The following is a 20,853-nucleotide window of genomic DNA, read 5'->3' as shown; positions in this document are numbered from 1 at the left end:
GCCCGCCCTGACACGGGCGTCGGCACCGATCCCGGACCATCCCGGGTCGTCCTGAGCTCCGGCGACATCGACCGGGCCCTGACGCGCATCGCGCACGAGATTCTCGAGGCCAACAAGGGGCCTGAGGGTCTCGTCCTCCTCGGCATTCCTCGCCGCGGCTACCCGCTCGCCGTCCGCCTCGCAGCGAAGCTCGCCGCCGCGGACTCCGGTGTGGATCCCGACTCCATCGTCGGGCAGCTCGACATCACCATGTTCCGGGACGACCTCTCCCGCCAGCCCACCCGGCCTCCGGCCCGCACGATCCTGCCCGCGGGCGGGATCGACGAGAAGACCGTGGTCCTCGTGGACGACGTACTGTTCTCCGGCCGCACCATCCGGGCAGCGCTCGACGCGATTGTCGACCTCGGCCGCCCGTGCAGCGTCCGGCTCGCCGTCCTCGTCGACAGGGGCCACCGCGAGCTCCCGATCCGCGCGGACCATGTCGGCAAGAACCTTCCCACCTCGCGCTCCGAGAAGGTGCGGGTCCGCCTGACCGAGGTCGACGGCGCGGACGGCTACGACGAGGACCTCGTCGCGATCGAGTCCTCGACCGCCGAGACCGCCGAGGAGGGGACCCGATGAGGCACCTGCTCTCGACGAAGGACCTCTCGTCGTCGGACGCCATCCGCATCCTCGACACCGCGGAGGAGATGAGCGCTGTCAACGAGCGGGAGGTCAGGAAGCTGCCCGCCCTGCGCGGACGGACGGTCGTGAACCTCTTCTTCGAGGACTCGACCCGCACCCGCATCTCCTTCGAGGCGGCCGCGAAGCGGCTCTCGGCGGACGTCATCAACTTCGCGGCCAAGGGGTCGTCCGTCTCGAAGGGCGAATCGCTCAAGGACACCGCGCAGACCCTCGAGGCCATAGGCGCTGATGCGGTCGTCGTGCGCCATCCCGCCTCCGGCGCGGCGCAGCGGCTCGCGACGACGGACTGGATCAGCGCGGCAGTCATCAATGCCGGCGACGGCACGCACGAGCACCCCACCCAGGCCCTCCTGGACGCCTTCACGCTCCGGCGCCACTGGTCCCGCCTCCACGGCACGGGGCCGGGCGGGGTGGATCTGGCGGGCGTCAGGGTCGCGATCGTGGGCGATGTCCTGCACTCCCGGGTCGCACGCTCGAATGTGTGGCTCCTCACGACGCTCGGGGCCCACGTGACCCTCGTCGCGCCCCCGACGCTCCTGCCCATCGGTGTGGAGCACTGGCCCTGCGCGGTCTCCTACGACCTCGACGCCGTGATCGCCCAGCGCCCCGACGCCATCATGATGCTCCGCGTCCAGGCAGAGCGCATGAACGCCTCCTACTTCCCCTCGACGGGGGAGTACGCTCGGCGCTGGGGCCTCGGGGATGAGCGGTTCGCGCGGCTCGACGAACTCGGCCTGAAGGACACCGTGATCCTCCACCCCGGGCCGATGGTGAGGGGCCTGGAGATCTCCTCCGCGGCAGCAGACTCGGCCCGCTCGCAGGTGCTGCGCCAGGTGGCGAACGGCGTGTCCGTGCGCATGGCCGTCATGTACCTGCTCATGTCCTCGGGCCTGTCGGGCCTGGACCCCACCGACGCACACGCCAAGGAGACCGCATCATGACCGAGCCGACACGATTCCTCCTGCGCGGTGCCTCGCTGTACGGAGGGCGGCCGGCAGACATCCGCATCGAGGACGGCCGCATCGCCTCCATCGGGTCAGGCCTCGATGCCGCCGGCGCGACCATTGTCGACGCCGAGGGCCTCATTGCCCTCCCGGGGCTCGTCGACGTCCACACCCACCTGCGCGAGCCGGGCCGCGAGGATGCCGAGACGGTCGAGACCGGCACTCGTGCCGCTGCCCTCGGCGGCTACACCGCCGTGCACGCGATGGCCAACAGCAACCCCGTCGCGGACACCGCCGGCGTCGTCGAGCAGGTCCAGACCCTCGGCCGGCGCGCGGGCTGGGCCGAGGTCCGGCCGGTCGGTGCCGTCACGGTCGGGCTCGCGGGCGAGCAGCTCGCCGAGCTTGGCGCGATGGCCGACTCGGCGGCCCAAGTGCGCATGTTCTCGGACGACGGCATATGCGTCCACGACCCGGTGCTCATGCGCCGCGCCCTCGAGTACGTCAAGGCGTTCGACGGCGTCGTGGCCCAGCACGCGCAGGAGCCTCGCCTCACCGCCGGGGCACAGATGAACGAGGGCGCCGTCTCGGCGGTGCTCGGACTGCCCGGCTGGCCCGCCGTCGCCGAGGAGAGCATCATCGCCCGCGACGTGCTCCTCGCCCAGCACGTCGGCTCGCGCCTTCATGTGTGCCACGTCTCCACGGCCGGCTCCGTCGAGATCGTCCGCTGGGCCAAGGCCCGGGGGATCGACGTCACGGCCGAGGTGACACCGCACCACCTGTGGCTCACGGACGAGCTCGTGCGGACGTACGATCCGGTCTACAAGGTCAACCCGCCGCTGCGGACCGAGTCTGACGTCGCGGCCCTCCGCGCGGCCCTCGCCGACGGCACCATCGACGTCGTCGGCACCGACCACGCCCCGCATCCCAGCGAGCACAAGGAATGCGAGTGGGCCCAGGCCGCGATGGGCATGACCGGCCTCGAGACCGCCCTCTCCGTGGTCCAGAAGACCATGGTCGAGACCGGCCTCATGGACTGGCGCGGCGTTGCCCGGGCCATGTCCGAGATCCCCGCGCGCATCGGCCGGGTGGCAGACCAGGGGCGCCCGCTCGAGGCGGGCGAGCCGGCGAACATCGTCCTCGTCGATCCCGCGGCCCGCTGGACCGTCGACCCGGGCGCCCAGGCGACCAAGGGACGCAACTCCCCGTTCGCCGGCCGAGAGCTGCCCGGCCGCGTCGTCGCGACCTTCTTCGGCGGGCACCCCACGGTGCTCGACGGCGCCCTCCACAGCCCCAGGCCGCTCGTCGCGGCCGGAGAGCGCTGATGGAGAGGCTCGGTCCGGGCCTGCTCGTCCTGGCCCTCGCCGCCGGGCTCATCGCGCTCGTCCTCGTGGGATGGCGCGGGAGGCTGCGGAGGCAGTCTGGAGTGCCGGCGCCGCCCGCAGCGCCGGCGGCGCTCGGCGAGGAGCGGATGCGCTGCGAGGGCCAGTACGTCGTCACGACGACCGCGGGCGACTGGCTCGACCGCGTCGCCGTGCACGGCCTCGGGATCCGCACGGAGGCCACGGCATCCGTGCACGGGACCGGAGTGCTGTTCGAGCGTGCTGGAGCGGGCGACCTGTTCCTCCCGCGCGAGGACATCGAGGGCGTAAGGCTCGAGTCCGGCATGGCCGGGAAGTTCGTGGAGGAGGGCGGCCTCGTCGTCATCTCCTGGTCCCTCGGGGGGACCGACGTGGACACGGGCTTCCGCGCCCGGTTCGCGGCAGAGAAGAATGCCCTTGTGGCAGCCATCGAGGATTTGATCAAGACCGCGCCGGGCACCGGCGCCGGCCAGGAAAGAGTGAGCAGTGACTGAGAAGGGTACCAACCGGCAGCCGGCCGTCCTCGTCCTCGAGGACGGGCGCGTGTTCCGCGGCCAGAGCTACGGGGCCGTCGGCACGAGCCTCGGCGAGGCCGTCTTCGCCACCGGGATGACCGGCTACCAGGAGACCATCACCGACCCCTCGTACGCCCACCAGATCGTGGTCCAGACGGCACCGCACATCGGCAACACCGGTGTCAACGGCGAGGACGCGGAGTCGCGCCGCATCTGGGTCGCCGGCTACGTGGTCCGCGATCCCGCGCGCGTGCCCTCCAACTGGCGCAGCGAGCGCAGCCTCGACGACGAGCTCGTCGAGCAGGGGATCGTCGGCATCCAGGGCGTCGACACCCGCGCGATCACCCGCCACCTCCGCGAGCACAAGACGATGCGCGCGGGGATCTTCTCCGGCGAAGACGCCCGGCGCACCGACGCGGAGCTGCTCGAGCAGGTCCGTGCGAGCCAGCCCATGGAGGGCTCCCGCCTGGCCGAGGAGGTCAGCATCGACGAGGCCTACGTCGTCGAGCCTGCCGACCACGGCTGGGACGGCGAGCCGCGCTTCACGATCGCCGCCGTGGACCTCGGCATCAAGGCGATGACGCCGGTCCGCTTCGCCGAGCGCGGTGTGCGCGTCCACGTCCTGCCCGCCACCGCGACGCTCGCGGACGTCGAGGCGGTCCGGCCGGACGGCTTCTTCATGTCCAACGGTCCCGGCGACCCGGCGACCGCGGACGCCCAGGTGGGCCTCCTCCGCGAGGTCCTGGACAGCCGGCTGCCCTACTTCGGCATCTGCTTCGGCAACCAGATCCTGGGCCGGGCCCTCGGCTTCGGGACCTACAAGCTCCGCTACGGCCACCGCGGCATCAACCAGCCCGTCATGGACCGCCGCACGGGCAAGGTCGAGATCACGAGCCAGAACCACGGCTTCGCCGTGGACGCTCCGCTCGACGGGTCCACCGTCGCGCCGGAGGAGCGCTACGGCCGCGTCGAGGTGAGCCATGTGAGCCTCAACGACGAGGTCGTCGAGGGCCTCGCGTGCCTCGACATCCCGGCCTTCTCGGTCCAGTACCACCCCGAGGCGGCGGCAGGTCCGCACGACGCCGCCTATCTCTTCGACCGGTTCATCGACCTCATGGAGGAGAACCGTTCCGCCCGTGCGGCAGCGCCCGCCGGGAGCGCCACCGCCCCCACTGCCAGCGAGGAAGCCAAGTAATGCCGAAGCGTACAGATCTCAAGAGCGTCCTCGTCATCGGCTCGGGCCCCATCGTCATCGGGCAGGCCGCCGAGTTCGACTACTCGGGCACCCAGGCGCTGCGGGTGCTCAAGGAGGAGGGCCTGCGGGTCATCCTCGTCAACTCCAACCCGGCGACGATCATGACCGACCCGGAGTTCGCGGACGCGACCTACGTCGAGCCGATCACCCCTGAGGTGGTCGAGAAGATCATCGCCAAGGAGCGCCCCGACGCCGTCCTGCCGACCCTCGGCGGCCAGACCGCCCTCAACACCGCGATCGCGCTCGACAAGAACGGTGTGCTCGCGAAGTACGACGTCGAGCTCATCGGCGCGAACATCGCCGCGATCGAGCTGGGGGAGGACCGCGAGAAGTTCAAGGGCGTGGTGGAGCGCTGCGGCGCCGAGAGCGCCAAGAGCCACATCATCCACACCATGGACGAGGCCCTCGCCGCCGCCGGAGACCTCGGCTACCCCATGGTCGTGCGCCCGTCCTTCACGATGGGCGGCCTGGGCTCCGGCCTCGCCTACAACGAGGACGACCTGCGCCGGATCGTGGGCCAGGGCCTCCAGTACAGCCCGACCACCGAGGTGCTCCTCGAGGAGAGCATCCTCGGCTGGAAGGAGTACGAGCTCGAGATGATGCGCGACAAGAACGACAACGTCGTGGTCGTGTGCTCGATCGAGAACTTCGATCCCGTCGGCGTCCACACGGGCGACTCGATCACCGTTGCCCCCGCGCTCACCCTGACCGACCGCGAGTACCAGAAGCTGCGCGACGTGGCGATCGCGGTGATCCGCGAGGTGGGCGTGGACACGGGCGGGTGCAACATCCAGTTCGCCGTCGACCCGAAGACGGGCCGCGTCGTCGTCATCGAGATGAACCCGCGCGTGTCCCGCTCCTCGGCACTCGCATCCAAGGCGACCGGCTTCGCGATCGCCAAGATCGCCACCAAGCTCTCGCTCGGCTACACCCTCGACGAGATCCCGAACGACATCACCCAGAAGACGCCGGCCAGCTTCGAGCCGACCCTGGACTACGTGGTCGTCAAGGTGCCCCGCTTCGCCTTCGAGAAGTTCCCGGCCGCGGACCCGACCCTCACCACCACGATGAAGAGCGTCGGCGAGGCCATGGCCCTGGGCCGGAACTTCACCGAGGCCCTCCAGAAGGCCCTCCGCTCGCTCGAGCAGAAGGGTGCGCAGCTCGACTTCACGTCGGTGCCCGAGTACGAGGTCGCCGAGCTCGTGGAGAAGGCCAAGCGCCCCACGACCGACCGCCTCGCCCAGGTCCAGCGCGCCCTCCTCGGCGGCGCGACGGTCCAGGAGCTCCACGAGGCCACCGGGATCGACCCGTGGTTCCTCGACCAGCTGCAGCTGCTCAACGAGGTGGCCGGAGAGATCAAGGCCGCGCCGGCGCTGACGGAGGAGATCCTGCGCCTTGCGAAGCGCCACGGCTTCTCCGACGAGCAGATCGGCGCGCTGTCCCACCAGTCCGAGGCCGTGGTCCGCGGTGTGCGGCAGGCGCTCGGCGTGAGGCCCGTGTTCAAGACGGTGGACACTTGCGCGGCCGAGTTCGCGGCCTATACCCCGTACCACTACTCGTCCTACGACGAGGAGGACGAGGTCGCGCTCCACGCCAAGCCCTCGATCGTGATCCTCGGCTCGGGACCGAACCGCATCGGCCAGGGCATCGAGTTCGACTACTCGTGCGTCCACGCCACGATGGCCCTGCGCAAGGCCGGCTATGAGACCGTCATGGTCAACTGCAACCCGGAGACGGTCTCGACGGACTACGACATCTCGACCCGCTTGTACTTCGAGCCGCTGACCCTCGAGGACGTCCTCGAGGTCATCGCGGCCGAGGAGCGCACGGGGGGCGTGCTCGGCGTCTTCGTCCAGCTCGGAGGCCAGACCCCGCTCAAGCTCGCCCAGCAGCTCGCGGACGCGGGCGTCCCGATCCTCGGGACCTCGCCGGAGGCGATCGACCTCGCCGAGCACCGCGGCGCCTTCGCGAAGGTGCTCGACGACGCCGGCCTCATCTCGCCGAAGAACGGCACCGCCGTGTCCTTCGAGGAGGCGAAGCGCATCGCGGACGAGATCGGGTACCCCGTCCTCGTGCGCCCGTCCTACGTGCTGGGCGGCCGCGGCATGGAGATCGTCTACGACGAGGCCAACCTGTCCCGCTACATCGCCAACGCCACGGAGATCACGCCGGAGCACCCGGTCCTGATCGACCGCTTCCTCGAGGACGCGGTGGAGATCGACGTCGACGCGCTCTACGACGGGACGGACCTCTACCTCGGCGGGATCATGGAGCACATCGAGGAGGCCGGCATCCACTCCGGCGACTCCGCCTGTGTGCTGCCTCCGGTCACGCTCGGCGAGAACGTGGTCGAGCGGGTGCGGACCGCCACCGAGGCCATCGCCGCGGGGGTGGGCGTGCGCGGCCTGATCAACATCCAGTTCGCGCTCGCCTCGGACGTCCTCTACGTCCTCGAGGCGAACCCGCGCGCCTCGCGCACCGTGCCCTTCGTCTCGAAGGCCACGGGCGTGCAGCTGGCCAAGGCCGCCGCCCTCATCGGCACGGGCGTGACGGTCAAGCAGCTGCGCACGGCGTACCGGATGCTGCCCGAGACGGGTGACGGCGCCCACCTGCCGTCCCACGCCCCCGTGGCCGTCAAGGAGGCCGTGCTCCCGTTCAGCCGCTTCCGCACGCCCGAGGGCACTGTCGTGGACAGCCTGCTCGGCCCGGAGATGCGCTCCACGGGCGAGGTCATGGGCATCGACAAGCACTTCGACACGGCCTTCGCCAAGAGCCAGGCAGGGGCGAACAACGCGCTGCCGACCTCCGGGCGGGTCTTCGTCTCGGTGGCCGACCGCGACAAGCGCTCGGTCATCCTCGGCGTGAAGAAGCTCGCGGACCTGGGCTTCGAGATCCTCTCGACCGGCGGGACGGCCGCGGTGCTGCAGCGGAACGGCATCCACGCCACCGTGGTCCGCAAGGTCGGCGAGGGCCCCGGCCCGGCCGGTGCGGACGGGGGCGAGGGGACGATCGTCGACCTCATCAACGACGGCCGCGTGGACATGGTGTTCAACACCCCGTCCGGCGGGGCTGCGCGCGGCGACGGCTACGAGATCCGCGCTGCGGCGACGTCGAACGGCAAGCCCTGCATCACGACCGTCGCGGAGTTCAACTTCGCGGTCCTCGCGATCGAGGCCATGCGCAGCTTCGAGTGGGGCGTCACGAGCCTCCAGGAGCACGCTGCGGCAGTCCGCGGCCCCTCGTCCGATGCGCCGGCCCAGGAGCCGGCGGGTGTCTGACGCCGTCCGGCCCTTCGGGGAGCGCCTCGGCGCGGCGATGTCGCGCCGAGGCCCCCTGTGCGTGGGGATCGACCCGCACCCCTCGCTCCTCGCGTCGTGGGGGCTCGCGGACGACGCCGACGGGCTGCGGCGCTTCTCGGCCACAGTCCTCGAGGCGGTCGCCGGTGTGGCGGCTGCAGTCAAGCCGCAGGTGGCCCTGTACGAGAGGCACGGCTCCGCGGGCATGGCCGCCCTCGAGGAGCTGCTCGCTGACGCGCACGACGCCGGGGTGCTCACGATCGCGGACGCGAAGAGGGGGGACATCGGCTCGACCATGGCGGCCTACGCCGACGCATGGCTGCGGGACGGCTCTCCGCTCGCGGCGGACGCCGTGACGCTGAGCCCGTACCTCGGCTTCGAGTCGCTGCGCCCGGCCTTGGACCTCGCCGCCCAGACGGGCCGCGGCGTGTTCGTCCTTGCGCTGACCTCCAACCCTGAGGGTGCCTCCGTCCAGCACGTGGGCCAGGGCGAGGAGGGCGGTGCGGTCGCGCGCCGCATCACGGAGGCCGCCGCCTCCGAGAACGCCCGCCGGGCAGGCTCTCCGAGGGGCACTGGCGGTGACGGCAGCCCGGACGATCTGGGATCGGTCGGCCTCGTGGTCGGGGCAACGGTGGGCGACGCCGTGGCGCGGCTGGGCCTCGACCTCGCAGCGATGGGCGGCCCGGTGCTCGCCCCGGGCCTCGGCGCCCAGGGTGCGACCGCCGCGGTGCTTCGTGAGACGTTCGGCGCCGCCTACGCACAGGTCCTCGGGACCTCGAGCCGGGACATCCTCTCGGGCGGACCCGGTGCCGGGGGCGTCCGCGCGCGCGCCGAGCGGACGCTCGCAGAGCTGTCGGCCTGAGGCGACTGCGGCAGGGCGCCGCAGGCCTGCTGCCGGGCGGGCCTCCCGACTGGCCGACCCGCGGCGTTGCCTTCTGCCCGGGGGAGGGCTAGTTTCGTCCTTGCCCGGAAGGCAGTCCTGGCGCCGAGCGGTCCCAGGCGGGCCGCCGGAAGGCACGGCGGCGGAGGTGGCGCAATGGCCCTGGTCCCCCTGACAGACGAGCAGCGGGCGGCAGCGCTCGAGAAGGCGAAGGCCGCGCGGACGGCGAGGGCGGAGGCGAAGTCCGCCCTCCGCCGAGGCGTGGTCACAGTGGGCGAGCTGCTCGCACGGGCGCAGGAGGACGAGGCGGTGGCCCGCCTGAAGGTCACCGAGATGCTCGAGTCGCTGCACGGCATCGGCGCGGTGCGGGCACAGTCGATCCTCGCCGCGCTCGGGATCGCGCCGAGCCGGCGGCTGCGCGGACTGGGCGTGCACCAGCGGCGCGCGCTGGTAGATTTTCTCGAAGCGCAGTAGAGCGGCAGCACACGCCGCGGCAGCGGACTGCACGAGCGGTCCGCAGCGGCGGGACAGACACGGAAGGACAGCGTGGAGCACGAACACCGGCACGAGGGGCGCGGCAACCATGGGGCGGAGAGCTGGCTCACGGTGCTCGCAGGGCCCACGGCGGTAGGCAAGGGAACCGTCTCGACCTACATCCGCGACACGTACCCGGAGGTCTGGCTCTCCGTCTCTGCCACGACCAGGGCGCCGCGCCCGGGCGAGCAGGACGGCGTGCACTACTTCTTCAAGTCCGCCGATGAGTTCGACAGGCTCGTGGCCGAGGGCGCCTTCCTGGAATGGGCCGTGGTCCACGGGCAGAACCGGTACGGCACCCTGCGCAGCTCTGTCGAGGACGCCATCGCGGAGGGCAAGCGGGTCCTTCTCGAGATCGACCTCCAGGGCGCCCGCCAGGTCAAGGAGGTCATGCCCGAGGCACGCTTCGTGTTCCTGGCCCCTCCAAGCTGGGACGAGATGGTCCGCCGGCTCGTGGGGCGCGGCACCGAGAGCCCCGAGGAGCAGCAGCGCCGCCTCGAAACGGCTAAAATGGAACTCGCTGCCGAGCCGGAGTTCGATTTCACCGTCGTCAACGACGACGTCCGTCGCGCAGCCGATGAGCTTGTGTCCCTCATGGGTCTGACCCCGCACGGACGCCAGCCGGCGCACTAGAGCGCCGGAGCCCTGTCCCGCAAAGAGCATTGGAGAACCCGTGTCCTCGCATTCCGAAGGCATCATCAACCCGCCGATCGACGACCTCCTGACGAAGTCGGACTCGAAGTACGGCCTCGTGATCTTCGGCGCGCGCCGCGCCCGCCAGATCAACGCCTACTACGCGCAGCTCCACGAGGGCCTCTTCGAGTACGTCGGCCCGCTCGTCGACACGAAGCTCAACGAGAAGCCGCTCTCGATCGCCCTGCGCGAGATCAATGACGGCCTGCTCGTCGCCAAGCGCGCCGAGGGCCAGGCCGAGGACGCCCAGGCGTAGCGGGAGCGCTGGGCGCGTGCGCATCGTCCTCGGAGTGGGCGGCGGGATCGCCGCGTACAAGGCCGCCTCGCTCCTGCGCCTGTTCACCGAGTCCGGCCACGAGGTGACGGTGGTGCCCACGCGCGCGGCGCTCGAGTTCGTCGGCGCCGCCACGTGGGAGGCGCTCTCCGGGAAGCCGGTGCGCACGGACGTGTTCGAGGCCGTCGACACGGTCAACCACGTCCGCCTCGGCCACGAGGCCCAGCTCGTGGTCGTCGCCCCGGCGACCGCGGACCTGCTCGCCAGGGCCGCGGGAGGCCACGCCGACGACCTCCTGACCAACACGCTCCTCATGGCCCGCTGTCCTGTCCTGTTCGCGCCCGCCATGCACAGCGAGATGTGGGCCCACCCAGCCACCCGGGCGAACGTGGCCCTCCTGCGCGAACGCGGCGCCGCTGTGCTGGACCCGGCGGTGGGCCGCCTCACCGGTTCGGACAGCGGGCCCGGCCGCCTCCCGGAGCCGGAGGAGATCTTCGCGGCCGCCCTCGCCCTGGCCGGCGGTGCCGGGCCGGAGGGGGGCACGGACGACGCCGCGACGCTGCTCGCACACGCCGCTGGCGGCCGGGGCGCGGGCCGGCTCGCCGGACGCCATGTGCTCGTCTCCGCCGGGGGTACGCGGGAGCCGCTCGACCCGGTCCGCTTCCTCGGGAACCGCTCCTCGGGCAAGCAGGGCGTCGCCATCGCCCGGGCTGCCCTCGCCGCCGGGGCCCGCGTGACCCTCGTGGCCGCACATCTGGACGTGGCCGCACCCGAGGGCGCGGAGACCGTCCCGGTCGGATCGGCGCTCGAGATGCGCGAGGCCATGCTCGAGCATGCCCCCCGCGCGGACGCCATCGTCATGGCCGCGGCCGTGGCTGACTTCCGTCCCCGCACCGAGCGCGCGAGCAAGCTCAAGAAGAGGGACGACGCTGCGGACCCGGTGGTCGAGCTCGTGCGGAACCCGGACATCCTCGCCGAGCTCGTCCAGCGGCGCAGCGCCACCGGGCAGCCCCAGCTCATTGTCGGCTTCGCGGCCGAGACCGGGGACGACGACGGGACACCCCTCGAGTACGCCCGGGCGAAGCTGGCGCGCAAGGGCTGCGACCTCCTCGTCCTCAACGAGGTGGGCACCGACGCCTCGGGCGCCCAGCGCGTGTTCGGGCGCGACGAGAACAGTGTGATGATCCTCGCCTTGGCCGGCGGCGAGCCCCAGCACGCGGCGGGGAGCAAGGACGAGGTCGCCGCCGCCGTCGTACGCCGCATGACGGACGAGCTTGCCGCGAGCGAGGCACAGAACCAGCGCAGACAGTAAGGTGGACCAGTGACCCACGCTCCGCACACCGCCGGCCCAGTCCCCGGCGGCTCCCGTCCCGCCCGCCCCGCGCATGCCCCGTCTGCGCTCCGCCTCTTCACCTCTGAGTCGGTGACGGAAGGGCATCCGGACAAGATCTGCGACCAGATCAGCGATGCGATCCTCGACGCGCTCCTGGCCGCGGACCCGGAGTCGAAGGTCGCGGTCGAGACTATGGCGACGACCGGCCTCGTCCACGTCGCCGGCGAGGTCACCACGGACGCGTACGTCGAGATCCCCCAGATCGTGCGCAACACGATCCTCGGGATCGGCTACGACTCGTCGGCGAACGGCTTCGACGGCGCGCGCTGCGGCGTGTCCGTGTCGATCGGGCAGCAGTCCTCGGACATCTTCGACGGCGTCTTCAACTCCCTCGAGGCCCGCGAGGGCACCGACGAGGACGACTACGACCTCCAGGGCGCCGGGGACCAGGGCCTCATGTTCGGGTACGCATCGGACGAGACGGCCTCGTACATGCCCACTCCGATCTGGCTCGCGCACCGCCTCTCCGAGCGGCTCACCGAGGTCCGCAAGAACGGCGAGCTCGCCTACCTGCGCCCGGACGGCAAGACCCAGGTCACGGTGGGGTACGACGGCGATCGCCCCGTGAGCGTCGAGACGATCGTGATCTCGAGCCAGCACGCTCAGGGGACGGATCTGGCGACGCTGCGCGCCGACCTCGCCGAGCACGTCATCCGCCCCGTCCTCGAGGCCAGCGAGCTCGAGACCGACCATGTGCGCAACATCCTCAACCCGGCGGGCGCCTTCATCATCGGCGGTCCCGTGGGCGACGCCGGGCTCACCGGGCGCAAGATCATCGTGGACACGTACGGCGGCTTCGCGCGTCACGGCGGCGGGGCGTTCTCCGGCAAGGACCCGTCGAAGGTGGACCGCTCGGCGGCCTACGCGATGCGCTGGGTTGCCAAGAATGTCGTCGCCGCCGGCCTCGCACGCCGCGCCGAGGTGCAGGTCGCGTACGCGATCGGCCAGGCGCGCCCTGTCGGCATCTACGTCGAGACGTTCGGGACCGAGAGCGTGGACCCGCTGCGGATCAGCGCCGCGATCAACGAGGTCTTCGACCTGCGGCCGAAGGCCATCATCGAGGCACTCGACCTCAAGCGGCCCATCTACGCCAAGACCGCAGCCCACGGCCACTTCGGCCGTGACGAGCCGGACTTCACGTGGGAGCTCACCGACCGCGTCCAGGATCTCAAGGACTTCTTCGACGCGTAGGGCCGCCGCCAGGCAGGAACGTCGGGGCCAGGGACGCCGGCTGTCAGGACTGTCGGCGGCGCGTGGTGGACTGTCCTCGTGAGCCAAGGAGTTGACGTGCCCGCGCACCCTTCAGGGGCAGATGCCGTCCAGCCCTCGCTGCTGACCGGATTCCCGGCGCCGTCCCGGCCTGAGCCCGGCCCGCGGCCGGCGGCGGAGGCGCCGGTGGCGCGCGTGTGCGTCGAATCGCCCCTCCCGCAGCTGGACCGGCTGTTCGACTACCTCGTCACCGAGGAGCTCGACTCCGCGGCCGTCCCGGGCGTGCGCGTGAGGGTGCGCGTGGCCGGGCAGGAGCACACCGGCTTCCTCCTCGAACGTCGTGAGACCTCGGATGCGGGCGTGCGCCTCGCGCCGCTCGGCGCCGTCCTCTCGGCACTTCCCGTCCTCGCCCCCGAGGTCGCGGCACTCGCGGCGGCGGTCGCCGAGCGGTGGTCGGGGGCCCTCGGGGACGTCCTGCGCTTCGCCGTCCCGCCGCGGGCCGCCAAGGTCGAGGCGGAGTTCGCGGCAGCCGGACCGTCCGAGGCGGCTGCCCCTGCCCCTGCTGGCCCTGCCACTGCCGCTGCTGCCCCTGCTGGAGCCGCGGCCGACGCTCCCGTGTCTGGCACTCCCGAGTCTGGTCTTCCCGCTGCCGACGCGGGCTGGGCACGCCTCCGCAGCGGACCGGCCTTCCTCCGCCATCTCGCGGCGGGGGGCAGCCCCCGCGCCGCACTCGAGGCGCCGTCGGGCTACGGGCCCACGGGATGGCCGCACCTCATCGCCCGGGCGGTCGTCGCAGCGCGGCTCTCGGGCCGCGGCGCGCTCGTCGTCGTCCCCGACCGTCGCGACCTGGTCCGCGTCCACGCCGCCGTCGAGGAGGCACTCGCTGCCGCGCTGCCGGACGACCGAGTGGTCCGTCTGGCCGCCGAGGACGGTCCGAGCGCCCGCGCGCGGGCCTTCCTCACGCTCCTCACCGGACAGGCCTCCGTCGCGGTGGGCACGCGCTCAGCCGTGTTCGCCCCCGTCCAGCGGCTCGGCCTCATGGTCTGCTGGGACGACGGCGACGATCTGCACTCGGAGCCCCGTGCCCCGTACTTCCATGCCCGGGAGGTCCTCCTCCTGCGTGCCGAGCAGGCCGGCAGCGCGCTCCTGCTCGCCGGACACGCCGTCACGACCGAGGCGCAGCGCCTCGTCGAGGCGGGATGGCTCGCCCGCATCGCCGCCGACCGGCCCGTCCTGCGCGCGGCACTCCCACGCGTGACCAGCACGGCGGACAGCGTGGAATCGGCGCGGGACCCGCTGGCCCGGATCGCGCGCCTCCCGCATGCCGCATGGCAGGCCGCCCGCGAGGCGCTCGTCCACGGGCCCGTCCTCGTCCAGGTGGCGCGCGCGGGGTACGCGCCGTCCCTCGCCTGCACGGCCTGCCGCGCGCCCGCGCGCTGCCGCCACTGCGCCGGCCCCCTCGCGGAGCAGGCATCCGGCCGCGAGCGGCTCGTCGCGTGCCGGTGGTGCGGCCGGCCGGAACTGGACTTCGCCTGCGCCACGTGTGGAGGGCGCGGCCTGCGCCGCAGCGCGGTGGGCGCGCTCCGGACGGCCGAGGAGCTCGGCCGCGCCTTCCCTGGAGTCCCGGTCGTCACGTCCTCGGGCGAGGCCGTCAAGGCCGAGGTCGGGGAGCGGCCGGCGCTCGTCGTCGCGACCGTGGGGGCTGAGCCGGTGGCCGCCGGGGGCTACTGTGCGGCGCTCCTGCTGGACGGGGACTCGCTGCTGCGCCGCGAATCGCTCCGGGCGGGGGAGGAGGCCCTCAGGCGCTGGCTCAACGCTGCGTCCCTCGTGCGGCCGGCCGCCGAGGGCGGCCGGGTGGTCATCACTGCGGGCGAGAGCGAGGCTGTCTCCGCGCTCGTGCGGTGGGACCCCGCCGGCTTCGCGGGACGCGAGCTCGCCCAACGCCGCGAGCTGGGCCTCCCGCCGGCCGTGCGGGTCGCGTCGGTCAGCGGGGCCCGCACCGACGTCGAGGCCTTCGCGTCCGCGGCCCTCGAGGTGCTCGCCCGGCCCGGCGTCCACGGCCTCGGCCCCGTGCCCGCCACCGAGGCGGGATCCGGGCAGGAGGCCGAGCCGCGATGGCGGTGGCTCGTCTTCTTCCCCGTCGCCGAGGGCGCCGCCGTCACCCGCGGCCTGCGCTCGGTCCGCACCTCCCTCGCTGCCAGGCGGATCGGGGGACCCGTACAGATCAAGGTGGATGCGCCGGACGTGCTGTGATGCCCCGCCCGACCCGCTGTGATGACCGGAAAGGCGCAGTGATGACCGGGTGCGTGGCCACGCGCTCGGGGCCCGCCTCAGCGAGGCGGGCGGGGGAGCCGCAGGAGGGCGCGGCGTCGTGCGCGGAACTCGGTGCGCGCCTCCTCCGCGGCGGCGATGAGCGCGTCCGCGGAGCGGTCCCAGCTGAAGTGCTCCGCCTGCGCGAGCGCGGCGCGAGAGGCGCCCTCCCATGCGCCGGGGGCTTCGAGCGCGCGCACGGCGGCAGCGAACGCGGCCGGGGAGTCCGGGTCGACGAGGGAGGCGCCGTCCCCACCCACCTCGCGGAAGATCGGGATGTCGCTCGCGATGACCGGAGTGCCCACGCTCATGGCCTCCACGAGCGGCAGGCCGTAGCCCTCGGAACGCGAGAGGCTCACAAGGGCTGTGGCGCTGTGCAGGAGTGAGCTGTACTCGGCCTCGTCGACGCCGCCGTGGAACACCACGCGAGTGCCTGGGGGTGCCGCGGCCTCGAGCTCGGCGCGCCGGGCCGGCGTGATCCGGCTCAGGAGGTGCAGCTCGTACTCAGGGAGGTGCGCCATCCCGGCCAGCACTGTCTCGACGTTCTTGTACGGCATGAATGAGCCCATGTACACGAGCGACTTCTCCGGCGGCACCTCGGCCTGCCGCGGGAGGCCGCCCGGCTGCGGGGCGTTGCCGATGATCCGCACGGGCCTTGTGGTGAGCCGCTTGGCGGCCATGAGGGAGCGGGTCGTCGCGCTCACCGTCGCCACGACGTCGGCCCTGTTCAGCAGCAGCCGCTGCGGCCAGTACGCCCTGTGGTACAGGCGCCACAGGAGCCGGACGGGCGCGGGGAGGAATCCCGGGGGCGCGGGGTGCTCGTAGTAGATGAGGTCGTGGAGCGTGAGGATGAGCGGGTACCTCCGGCCCCACGTCCCCATGGTCTGCATGGGGCAGAAGACCACGTCCGGCGCAAGGCCGTTGACCTGGGCGGCGATGAAGAGCTCGGCGGGGGAGAGCGGACTCGTGACGCGGACGTGCGGGACGTCGGGGAGGAGCTCGAGCTGCCGCTCGTCGCAGATGAGCATGGCCACCTCCGCCTTGCGCGAGACGGCCTCGATGAGGCTCGCGCCGAAGCGGCTGATGCCGTCGTGCTGGCCGATCCGGGTGAAGCGGGCGTCGATGAGGATCCTCATGCAGTCTCCTCCTGGAGGAAGGCGCTGATTGCCGCGGCGGCCGGCTGCGGCGTCTCGTAGTGGATGAGATGGCCGACGCCGTCGATCACGGTGAGGCGCGAGTCCGGCAGGGCGTCGTGGAACCGTCGCACGTCGGGCAGGTGGGCGACTTCATCGCGGTCTCCGGCGATGAGGAGTACCGGCAGGGCAAGCTGCCCTGCCACCTCGGCGGCGTGGTGGGAGATGGAGGCCTTGAACGCCTCGAGCAGCATGGTCCGTGACGAGAACTCGCTGAAGTGCGCGGCGTGCTGGGCATGCACGAATTCCCTCAGGCCGGCGTCCCGCGTCTTGGCCATGGTCTCGCTCATGACCCGCACGACCGCGGACGAGCGCAGGAGAGCCGAGCCGGCGGCGTGGGGGAGGCGGGCCGCCGCCCAGTAGTAGAACTCGGCCAGACGGCTCATGACCGCCTGAGGGCCCTCAAGGGCCGGAGCCGAGATCGGGTTGACCAGGACGAGGCGTGCGAAGCGCTCCGGGTCCGCTGCGACGAAGTGCGCCGCCACGATGGAGCCGAACGAGTGCCCCAGGAGCACCGTATCCCCGCCCAGCCCGAGGGCCTCCGCGAGCCCGCGGAGCCAGGCCCCGTACCCCTCGATGCCGTGGGGGACGCCTGCGAGCTCGGTCGACTCGCCGAAGCCCGGCAGGTCCGGCATGACAAAACGCACCTGGGGGAGCGCGTCCACGATCCTCAGGAGGCCGTGGTGGGTCCCGCGGAAGCCGTGCACGGCAAGGACCGTGACGGTTCCGTCGGGCCGCCCGCCGCCTGCCGGTGCGGCCGTGCCGGGGACGGGCTCGTAGGTGAAGACCGTCGTCTCCGAGCCCAGGACGCTGACACGTCTGCGGCGCTCCCGTGCGGCGAGGCCCGAGGAGAGGAAGGGAGCGGCGATAGAGGACTCCATCAGTTCACCGCGTCCGGGTGCGAGCCGGACCGGAAGCCGCGGTCTAGGGAGGCGATGCGCCAGCGCTCCTCCTCGGTGAGCGCGAAGCCGAAGACGTCCGCATTGGAGCGGATGCGCTCCGGGTCCGAGGCCTTGGGGATCACGATACGGCCCTCCTCGAGGTGCCAGCGGATGACCGCCTGCGCCGTGGTCACGCCATGGGCCCGGGCGATCTCCGCGAGGACCGGGTCGTCGAGCACGTGCCCCCGGGCGAGCGGGGACCAGGCCTCGGTGGAGATCCCGAGTTCGGCGTGCAGTTCCCTGAGCCCGTGCTGCTGGAGGTAGGGGTGCAGCTCGATCTGGTTCACGGCGGGCACCACCGTGCACTCGTCGACGAGGCGGCGGACATGCTCTGGCTGGAAGTTGCTCACACCGATCGCCCGCACGCGGCCCTCGGCGAGGAGGGTCTCGAGCGCTCGGTACGTCTCGGTGTACAGGCCGCGCGCCGGGCACGGCCAATGGATGAGGAGGAGGTCGACGACGTCGAGTCCCAGGGCGGCGCGGCTGCGCTCGAACGCGCGCAGTGCCGCGTCGTAGCCGTGGTCGGTGTTCCACACCTTCGTGGTGACGAAGACTTCTTCGCGGTGCATCCCGGCTTCGACGGCGCGTGCGACCGCCCGGCCCACGCCCTCCTCGTTCCCGTACATGGCCGCTGTGTCGAGGCTGCGATAGCCCGCGGCAAGTGCCTCGGCGGCGAGCCGCTCGGCGTCCGCGGGGGGAACCTTGTACAGGCCGTAGCCGAGCCGTGGCATCGCGACGCCGCCGGCCAGCGTGAGTGTGGGGGAGGGCACCATGGCTCTCAATCTACCGGCTGCCGCCTCACGCCTGCTCGGCCAGGAGCGCGCGTGCCGTGGCCTCGTCGAGGATGAGGTCGGTGACGAGGCCGGCGTGCAGTGCGCCCCGGAGGGCATGAGCCTTGGAGGCCCCCGAGACGATGCACAGCCGGCGCGGGACCTGGCGGAGTGCGGCGAGTGCCGGGCCGGTCCCGCGCGCGTTGAGCTCGATTCCGTCCGAGCTCCCGTCCGCGCGGAAGAACACGGTGGCAACGTCTCCCACCACGCCCTCCGCCTCGAGGGATGCCAGGTCGGAGGCGTCGAGGTAGCCGCCTGAGTACACGTGGCTCGGCACGTCCGCGTCCACGGAGCCCACGCCGAAGACCGCGAGGCCCATGCGGGACTGGACCTCGAGCACACGGCGGACGCTGCGCTCCTTCCACATCCAGGCCTTCGTCTCGGGGCGGTCGAAGAACGCCGGGACGGGGAACTCCTCGACGTCGGCATCGAAGGCCTGGCCGAAGCGACGGATGATCTCGCTCGCGTACCCCAGGCCCATCGTCTGGGTGTTCGCGGCGCCGTTGAGCTGGACGACCGTGCTCCCGTGCGTGGGCCTGCGGGAGAGGTGCCGGCTCATCGCACTCAGGGTGGACCCCCACGCGATCCCGATGACGCTCCTGGACTCGACCAGGGGTGTGAGGGTCCGGGCGGCGTACATGGCGACGCGCTCGAGCGTCTCGGCCTCATTCAGGCTCTCGACCTGGGGGACCACATGCACGGACGGCGCGGCGATGCCGAAGCGCCTGGCCGCCTCTCCCTCGAGCTCCGCGGCGCTGTCCATGGGGCTGTGGATCTGGATCTGCACGAGCCCCTCGTCCCGGGCGAACGCGAGGAGGCGGGACACCGTGGACCGCGAGGTCCCCAGCTGACGGGCGATCCCGTCCATCGTCATGTCCTGCAGGTAGTACATGCGCGCCGCGAAGAGGGCGTCCTGATGCTTCCGCGGCGCGGGATTCTGTGCGCTCCGGGGCTCCGGAGAGCGCCTGTGGCCTTCGGCGGCAGCGGTCATGGCGGTCCTTCCTGCACGTTCGTGCAAACGGCTTGAACTTCTTTTGCACTTCTTCGAAGAATAAACCCCAGCGCTTCCCAGCAGACCCGAAACCACAGGAGGTCCCCGTGGCACCGAAGCCCGCCCACCCTGACATCCAGCGCCCCGGCGGCGCCCGCCCCGCCCCCGGTCCCCGCGAGCAGGCCGCGTCCCTCAAGTCCGCTCCGCGTGCGCAGGTGCTGGTGGTCGGTGGGGGGATCAATGGGGTGGGGACGTTCCGGGAGCTGGCGCTGCAGGGTGTGGATGTGGTGCTCGTGGAGCGCGGTGACTACTGCCAGGGTGCTTCGGGGGCGTCCTCGCACATGATCCATGGCGGGATCCGGTATCTGGAGAACGGGGAGTTCCGGCTCGTGCACGAGTCGGTGGTCGAGCGGAACAGGCTGCTGCGGATCGCCCCGCACTATGTCAAGCCGCTGCAGACCACGATCCCGGTGTTCTCCACGTTCTCGGGCATCCTGAACGCGCCGCTGCGGTTCCTGACCCACCGCTCGGGCAGGCCGGGCGAGCGCGGGGCGGTGCTGATCAAGATCGGCCTGAGCCTGTACGACCTGTTCTCCCGTCAGGGCGGGTCGGTGCCCCGGCACCGGTTCCTGGGCCGGCGGAAGGCCCTGGCGGAGCTGCCGGCCCTGCGCCCGGATGTGAAGTACACCGCGACGTACTTCGATGCCTCGGTGCACGATCCGGAGCGGCTGACCCTGGACGTGCTGCGCGACGGGCTCGAAGCGGGTCCCCATGCCCGGGCGAGCAACTACGTCTCGGCCGTGGGCATCACCGGGGCGGGCGAGGGCGCGGCGGTGCGGCTGCGCGATGGGCTGACCGGGGAGGAGTTCGACTTCGCCGCGGACGTGGTGGTGAACACCACCGGGGCGTGGGTCGATGCCACCAACGGCGCCTTCGGGGCACCGACGCGGTTCATGGGCGGGACGAAGGGCTCGCACATCGTGCTGGACCATCCGGAGCTCCTCGCGGCGTGCGCGGGCCGGGAGATCTTCTTCGAGCACAGCGACGGGCGGATCGTGCTGATCTACCCGATCGGGGACCGGGTGCTGGTGGGCACGACGGACATCGACGCCGGGGAGGACCTCGAGCCGGTGTGCACGGATGCGGAGATCGAGTACTTCTTCGACCTCATCCGCCACGTCTTCCCGTCGGTCCGGGTGGGCCGGGAGAGCATCGTCTACACCTTCTCCGGGGTGCGCCCGCTGCCGCGGCATGACGACACCGCCCCGGGGTTCGTCTCGCGGGACTACCGGATCGAGAAGGCCGCGCTGCCGGGCGGGGCGGGCCAGGGGATGCTGAGCCTGGTGGGCGGGAAGTGGACGACCTTCCGGGCCCTGTCCGAGCATCTGGCCGACGAGGTCCTGGCCCTGCTCGGACACGGCCGGTCGGTGGGCACCGGGGAGCTGCCGATCGGCGGCGGCCGCGGCTTCCCCACCGACGAGGAAGGCGTGCAGGCCTGGCTCAAGGCCCACACCGGCCCGGGCATCGACGCCCACCGCGCAGAGATCCTGCTC

At 72.1% G+C, this 20,853-nt stretch carries 18 protein-coding genes; 14 read left to right on the top strand and 4 right to left on the bottom strand.

Going from position 1 to position 20,853, the window contains the following annotated elements:
* The first annotated feature begins 51 nt into the window (after positions 1-51).
* From pyrR to ABCQ75_RS08480, 13 genes are all read left to right on the top strand, one after another.
* The gene (gene pyrR / locus ABCQ75_RS08540; protein WP_427916079.1) at positions 52-621 is read left to right on the top strand and encodes a bifunctional pyr operon transcriptional regulator/uracil phosphoribosyltransferase PyrR; all 570 of its coding nucleotides are present in this window, start codon (positions 52-54) and stop codon (positions 619-621) included.
* Entirely contained in the window at positions 618-1,625 is a 1,008-nt protein-coding gene (locus tag ABCQ75_RS08535) for an aspartate carbamoyltransferase catalytic subunit (RefSeq protein ID WP_345884722.1), read from the top strand. The genes pyrR and ABCQ75_RS08535 overlap by 4 nt, the downstream gene beginning before the upstream one ends.
* A complete protein-coding gene (locus ABCQ75_RS08530) occupies positions 1,622-2,950 on the top strand; it encodes a dihydroorotase (RefSeq protein WP_345884720.1) in 1,329 nt (442 codons plus the stop codon). Before ABCQ75_RS08535 ends, ABCQ75_RS08530 begins: the two co-directional genes overlap by 4 nt.
* Positions 2,950-3,480 carry a PH-like domain-containing protein gene (locus ABCQ75_RS08525; RefSeq protein WP_345884717.1) on the top strand — a complete coding sequence of 177 codons (531 nt, stop codon included), beginning with the start codon at positions 2,950-2,952 and terminating at the stop codon, positions 3,478-3,480. Before ABCQ75_RS08530 ends, ABCQ75_RS08525 begins: the two co-directional genes overlap by 1 nt.
* Complete coding sequence (gene carA / locus ABCQ75_RS08520; protein WP_345884716.1) at positions 3,473-4,696, top strand: glutamine-hydrolyzing carbamoyl-phosphate synthase small subunit; 1,224 nt, start codon at positions 3,473-3,475, stop codon at positions 4,694-4,696. The genes ABCQ75_RS08525 and carA overlap by 8 nt, the downstream gene beginning before the upstream one ends.
* A complete protein-coding gene (carB, locus tag ABCQ75_RS08515; RefSeq protein WP_345884715.1) occupies positions 4,696-8,034 on the top strand; it encodes a carbamoyl-phosphate synthase large subunit in 3,339 nt (1,112 codons plus the stop codon). The genes carA and carB overlap by 1 nt, the downstream gene beginning before the upstream one ends.
* A complete protein-coding gene (gene pyrF, locus ABCQ75_RS08510) occupies positions 8,003-8,914 on the top strand; it encodes an orotidine-5'-phosphate decarboxylase (protein ID WP_345884712.1) in 912 nt (303 codons plus the stop codon). Before carB ends, pyrF begins: the two co-directional genes overlap by 32 nt.
* Positions 8,915-9,088: 174 nt before the next feature.
* Positions 9,089-9,406 carry an integration host factor, actinobacterial type gene (gene mihF / locus ABCQ75_RS08505; protein ID WP_345884711.1) on the top strand — a complete coding sequence of 106 codons (318 nt, stop codon included), beginning with the start codon at positions 9,089-9,091 and terminating at the stop codon, positions 9,404-9,406.
* A 72-nt stretch (positions 9,407-9,478) separates the two neighbouring features.
* Complete coding sequence (gmk, locus tag ABCQ75_RS08500; protein WP_345884709.1) at positions 9,479-10,099, top strand: guanylate kinase; 621 nt, start codon at positions 9,479-9,481, stop codon at positions 10,097-10,099.
* Positions 10,100-10,139: 40 nt separating this feature from the next.
* Positions 10,140-10,415, top strand: coding sequence for a DNA-directed RNA polymerase subunit omega (gene rpoZ, locus ABCQ75_RS08495; protein WP_345884707.1), 276 nt, complete (start codon positions 10,140-10,142; stop codon positions 10,413-10,415).
* Between the two features lie 16 nt (positions 10,416-10,431).
* A complete protein-coding gene (coaBC, locus tag ABCQ75_RS08490) occupies positions 10,432-11,745 on the top strand; it encodes a bifunctional phosphopantothenoylcysteine decarboxylase/phosphopantothenate--cysteine ligase CoaBC (RefSeq protein WP_345884705.1) in 1,314 nt (437 codons plus the stop codon).
* Positions 11,746-11,754: 9 nt separating this feature from the next.
* Positions 11,755-13,017, top strand: a complete 1,263-nt coding sequence (gene metK / locus ABCQ75_RS08485; RefSeq protein WP_345884703.1) for a methionine adenosyltransferase — start codon at positions 11,755-11,757, stop codon at positions 13,015-13,017.
* Positions 13,018-13,113: 96 nt separating this feature from the next.
* Complete coding sequence (locus tag ABCQ75_RS08480; protein ID WP_345884701.1) at positions 13,114-15,288, top strand: primosomal protein N' family DNA-binding protein; 2,175 nt, start codon at positions 13,114-13,116, stop codon at positions 15,286-15,288.
* A gap of 77 nt (positions 15,289-15,365) precedes the next feature.
* Here the strand turns inward: ABCQ75_RS08480 and ABCQ75_RS08475 are convergent, their stop codons facing one another.
* The 4 genes from ABCQ75_RS08475 to ABCQ75_RS08460 are packed head-to-tail and all read right to left on the bottom strand — an operon-like array spanning position 15,366 to position 19,300.
* The gene (locus ABCQ75_RS08475; RefSeq protein WP_345884700.1) at positions 15,366-16,481 is read right to left on the bottom strand and encodes a glycosyltransferase family 4 protein; all 1,116 of its coding nucleotides are present in this window, start codon (positions 16,479-16,481) and stop codon (positions 15,366-15,368) included.
* Complete coding sequence (locus tag ABCQ75_RS08470) at positions 16,478-17,419, bottom strand: alpha/beta fold hydrolase (protein WP_345884698.1); 942 nt, start codon at positions 17,417-17,419, stop codon at positions 16,478-16,480. Before ABCQ75_RS08470 ends, ABCQ75_RS08475 begins: the two co-directional genes overlap by 4 nt.
* Positions 17,419-18,252: an aldo/keto reductase gene (locus ABCQ75_RS08465; RefSeq protein ID WP_345884697.1), complete on the bottom strand. Its 834-nt coding sequence runs from the start codon at positions 18,250-18,252 to the stop codon at positions 17,419-17,421. The genes ABCQ75_RS08470 and ABCQ75_RS08465 overlap by 1 nt, the downstream gene beginning before the upstream one ends.
* A 25-nt stretch (positions 18,253-18,277) precedes the next feature.
* A complete protein-coding gene (locus ABCQ75_RS08460; protein WP_427916070.1) occupies positions 18,278-19,300 on the bottom strand; it encodes a sugar-binding transcriptional regulator in 1,023 nt (340 codons plus the stop codon).
* Positions 19,301-19,434: 134 nt separating this feature from the next.
* Between ABCQ75_RS08460 and ABCQ75_RS08455 the strand changes: the two genes are divergently transcribed.
* Positions 19,435-20,853 (top strand): glycerol-3-phosphate dehydrogenase/oxidase (locus tag ABCQ75_RS08455; protein WP_427916078.1); only part of this gene is annotated, 1,419 nt, incomplete at its 3' end.

The organism is Sinomonas halotolerans, assembly GCF_039615075.1.
GTDB lineage: Bacteria > Actinomycetota > Actinomycetes > Actinomycetales > Micrococcaceae > Sinomonas > Sinomonas halotolerans.
The sequence above is the reverse complement of the archived record's forward strand: the minus strand, read 5'-3'. Positions and strand labels throughout refer to the sequence as shown.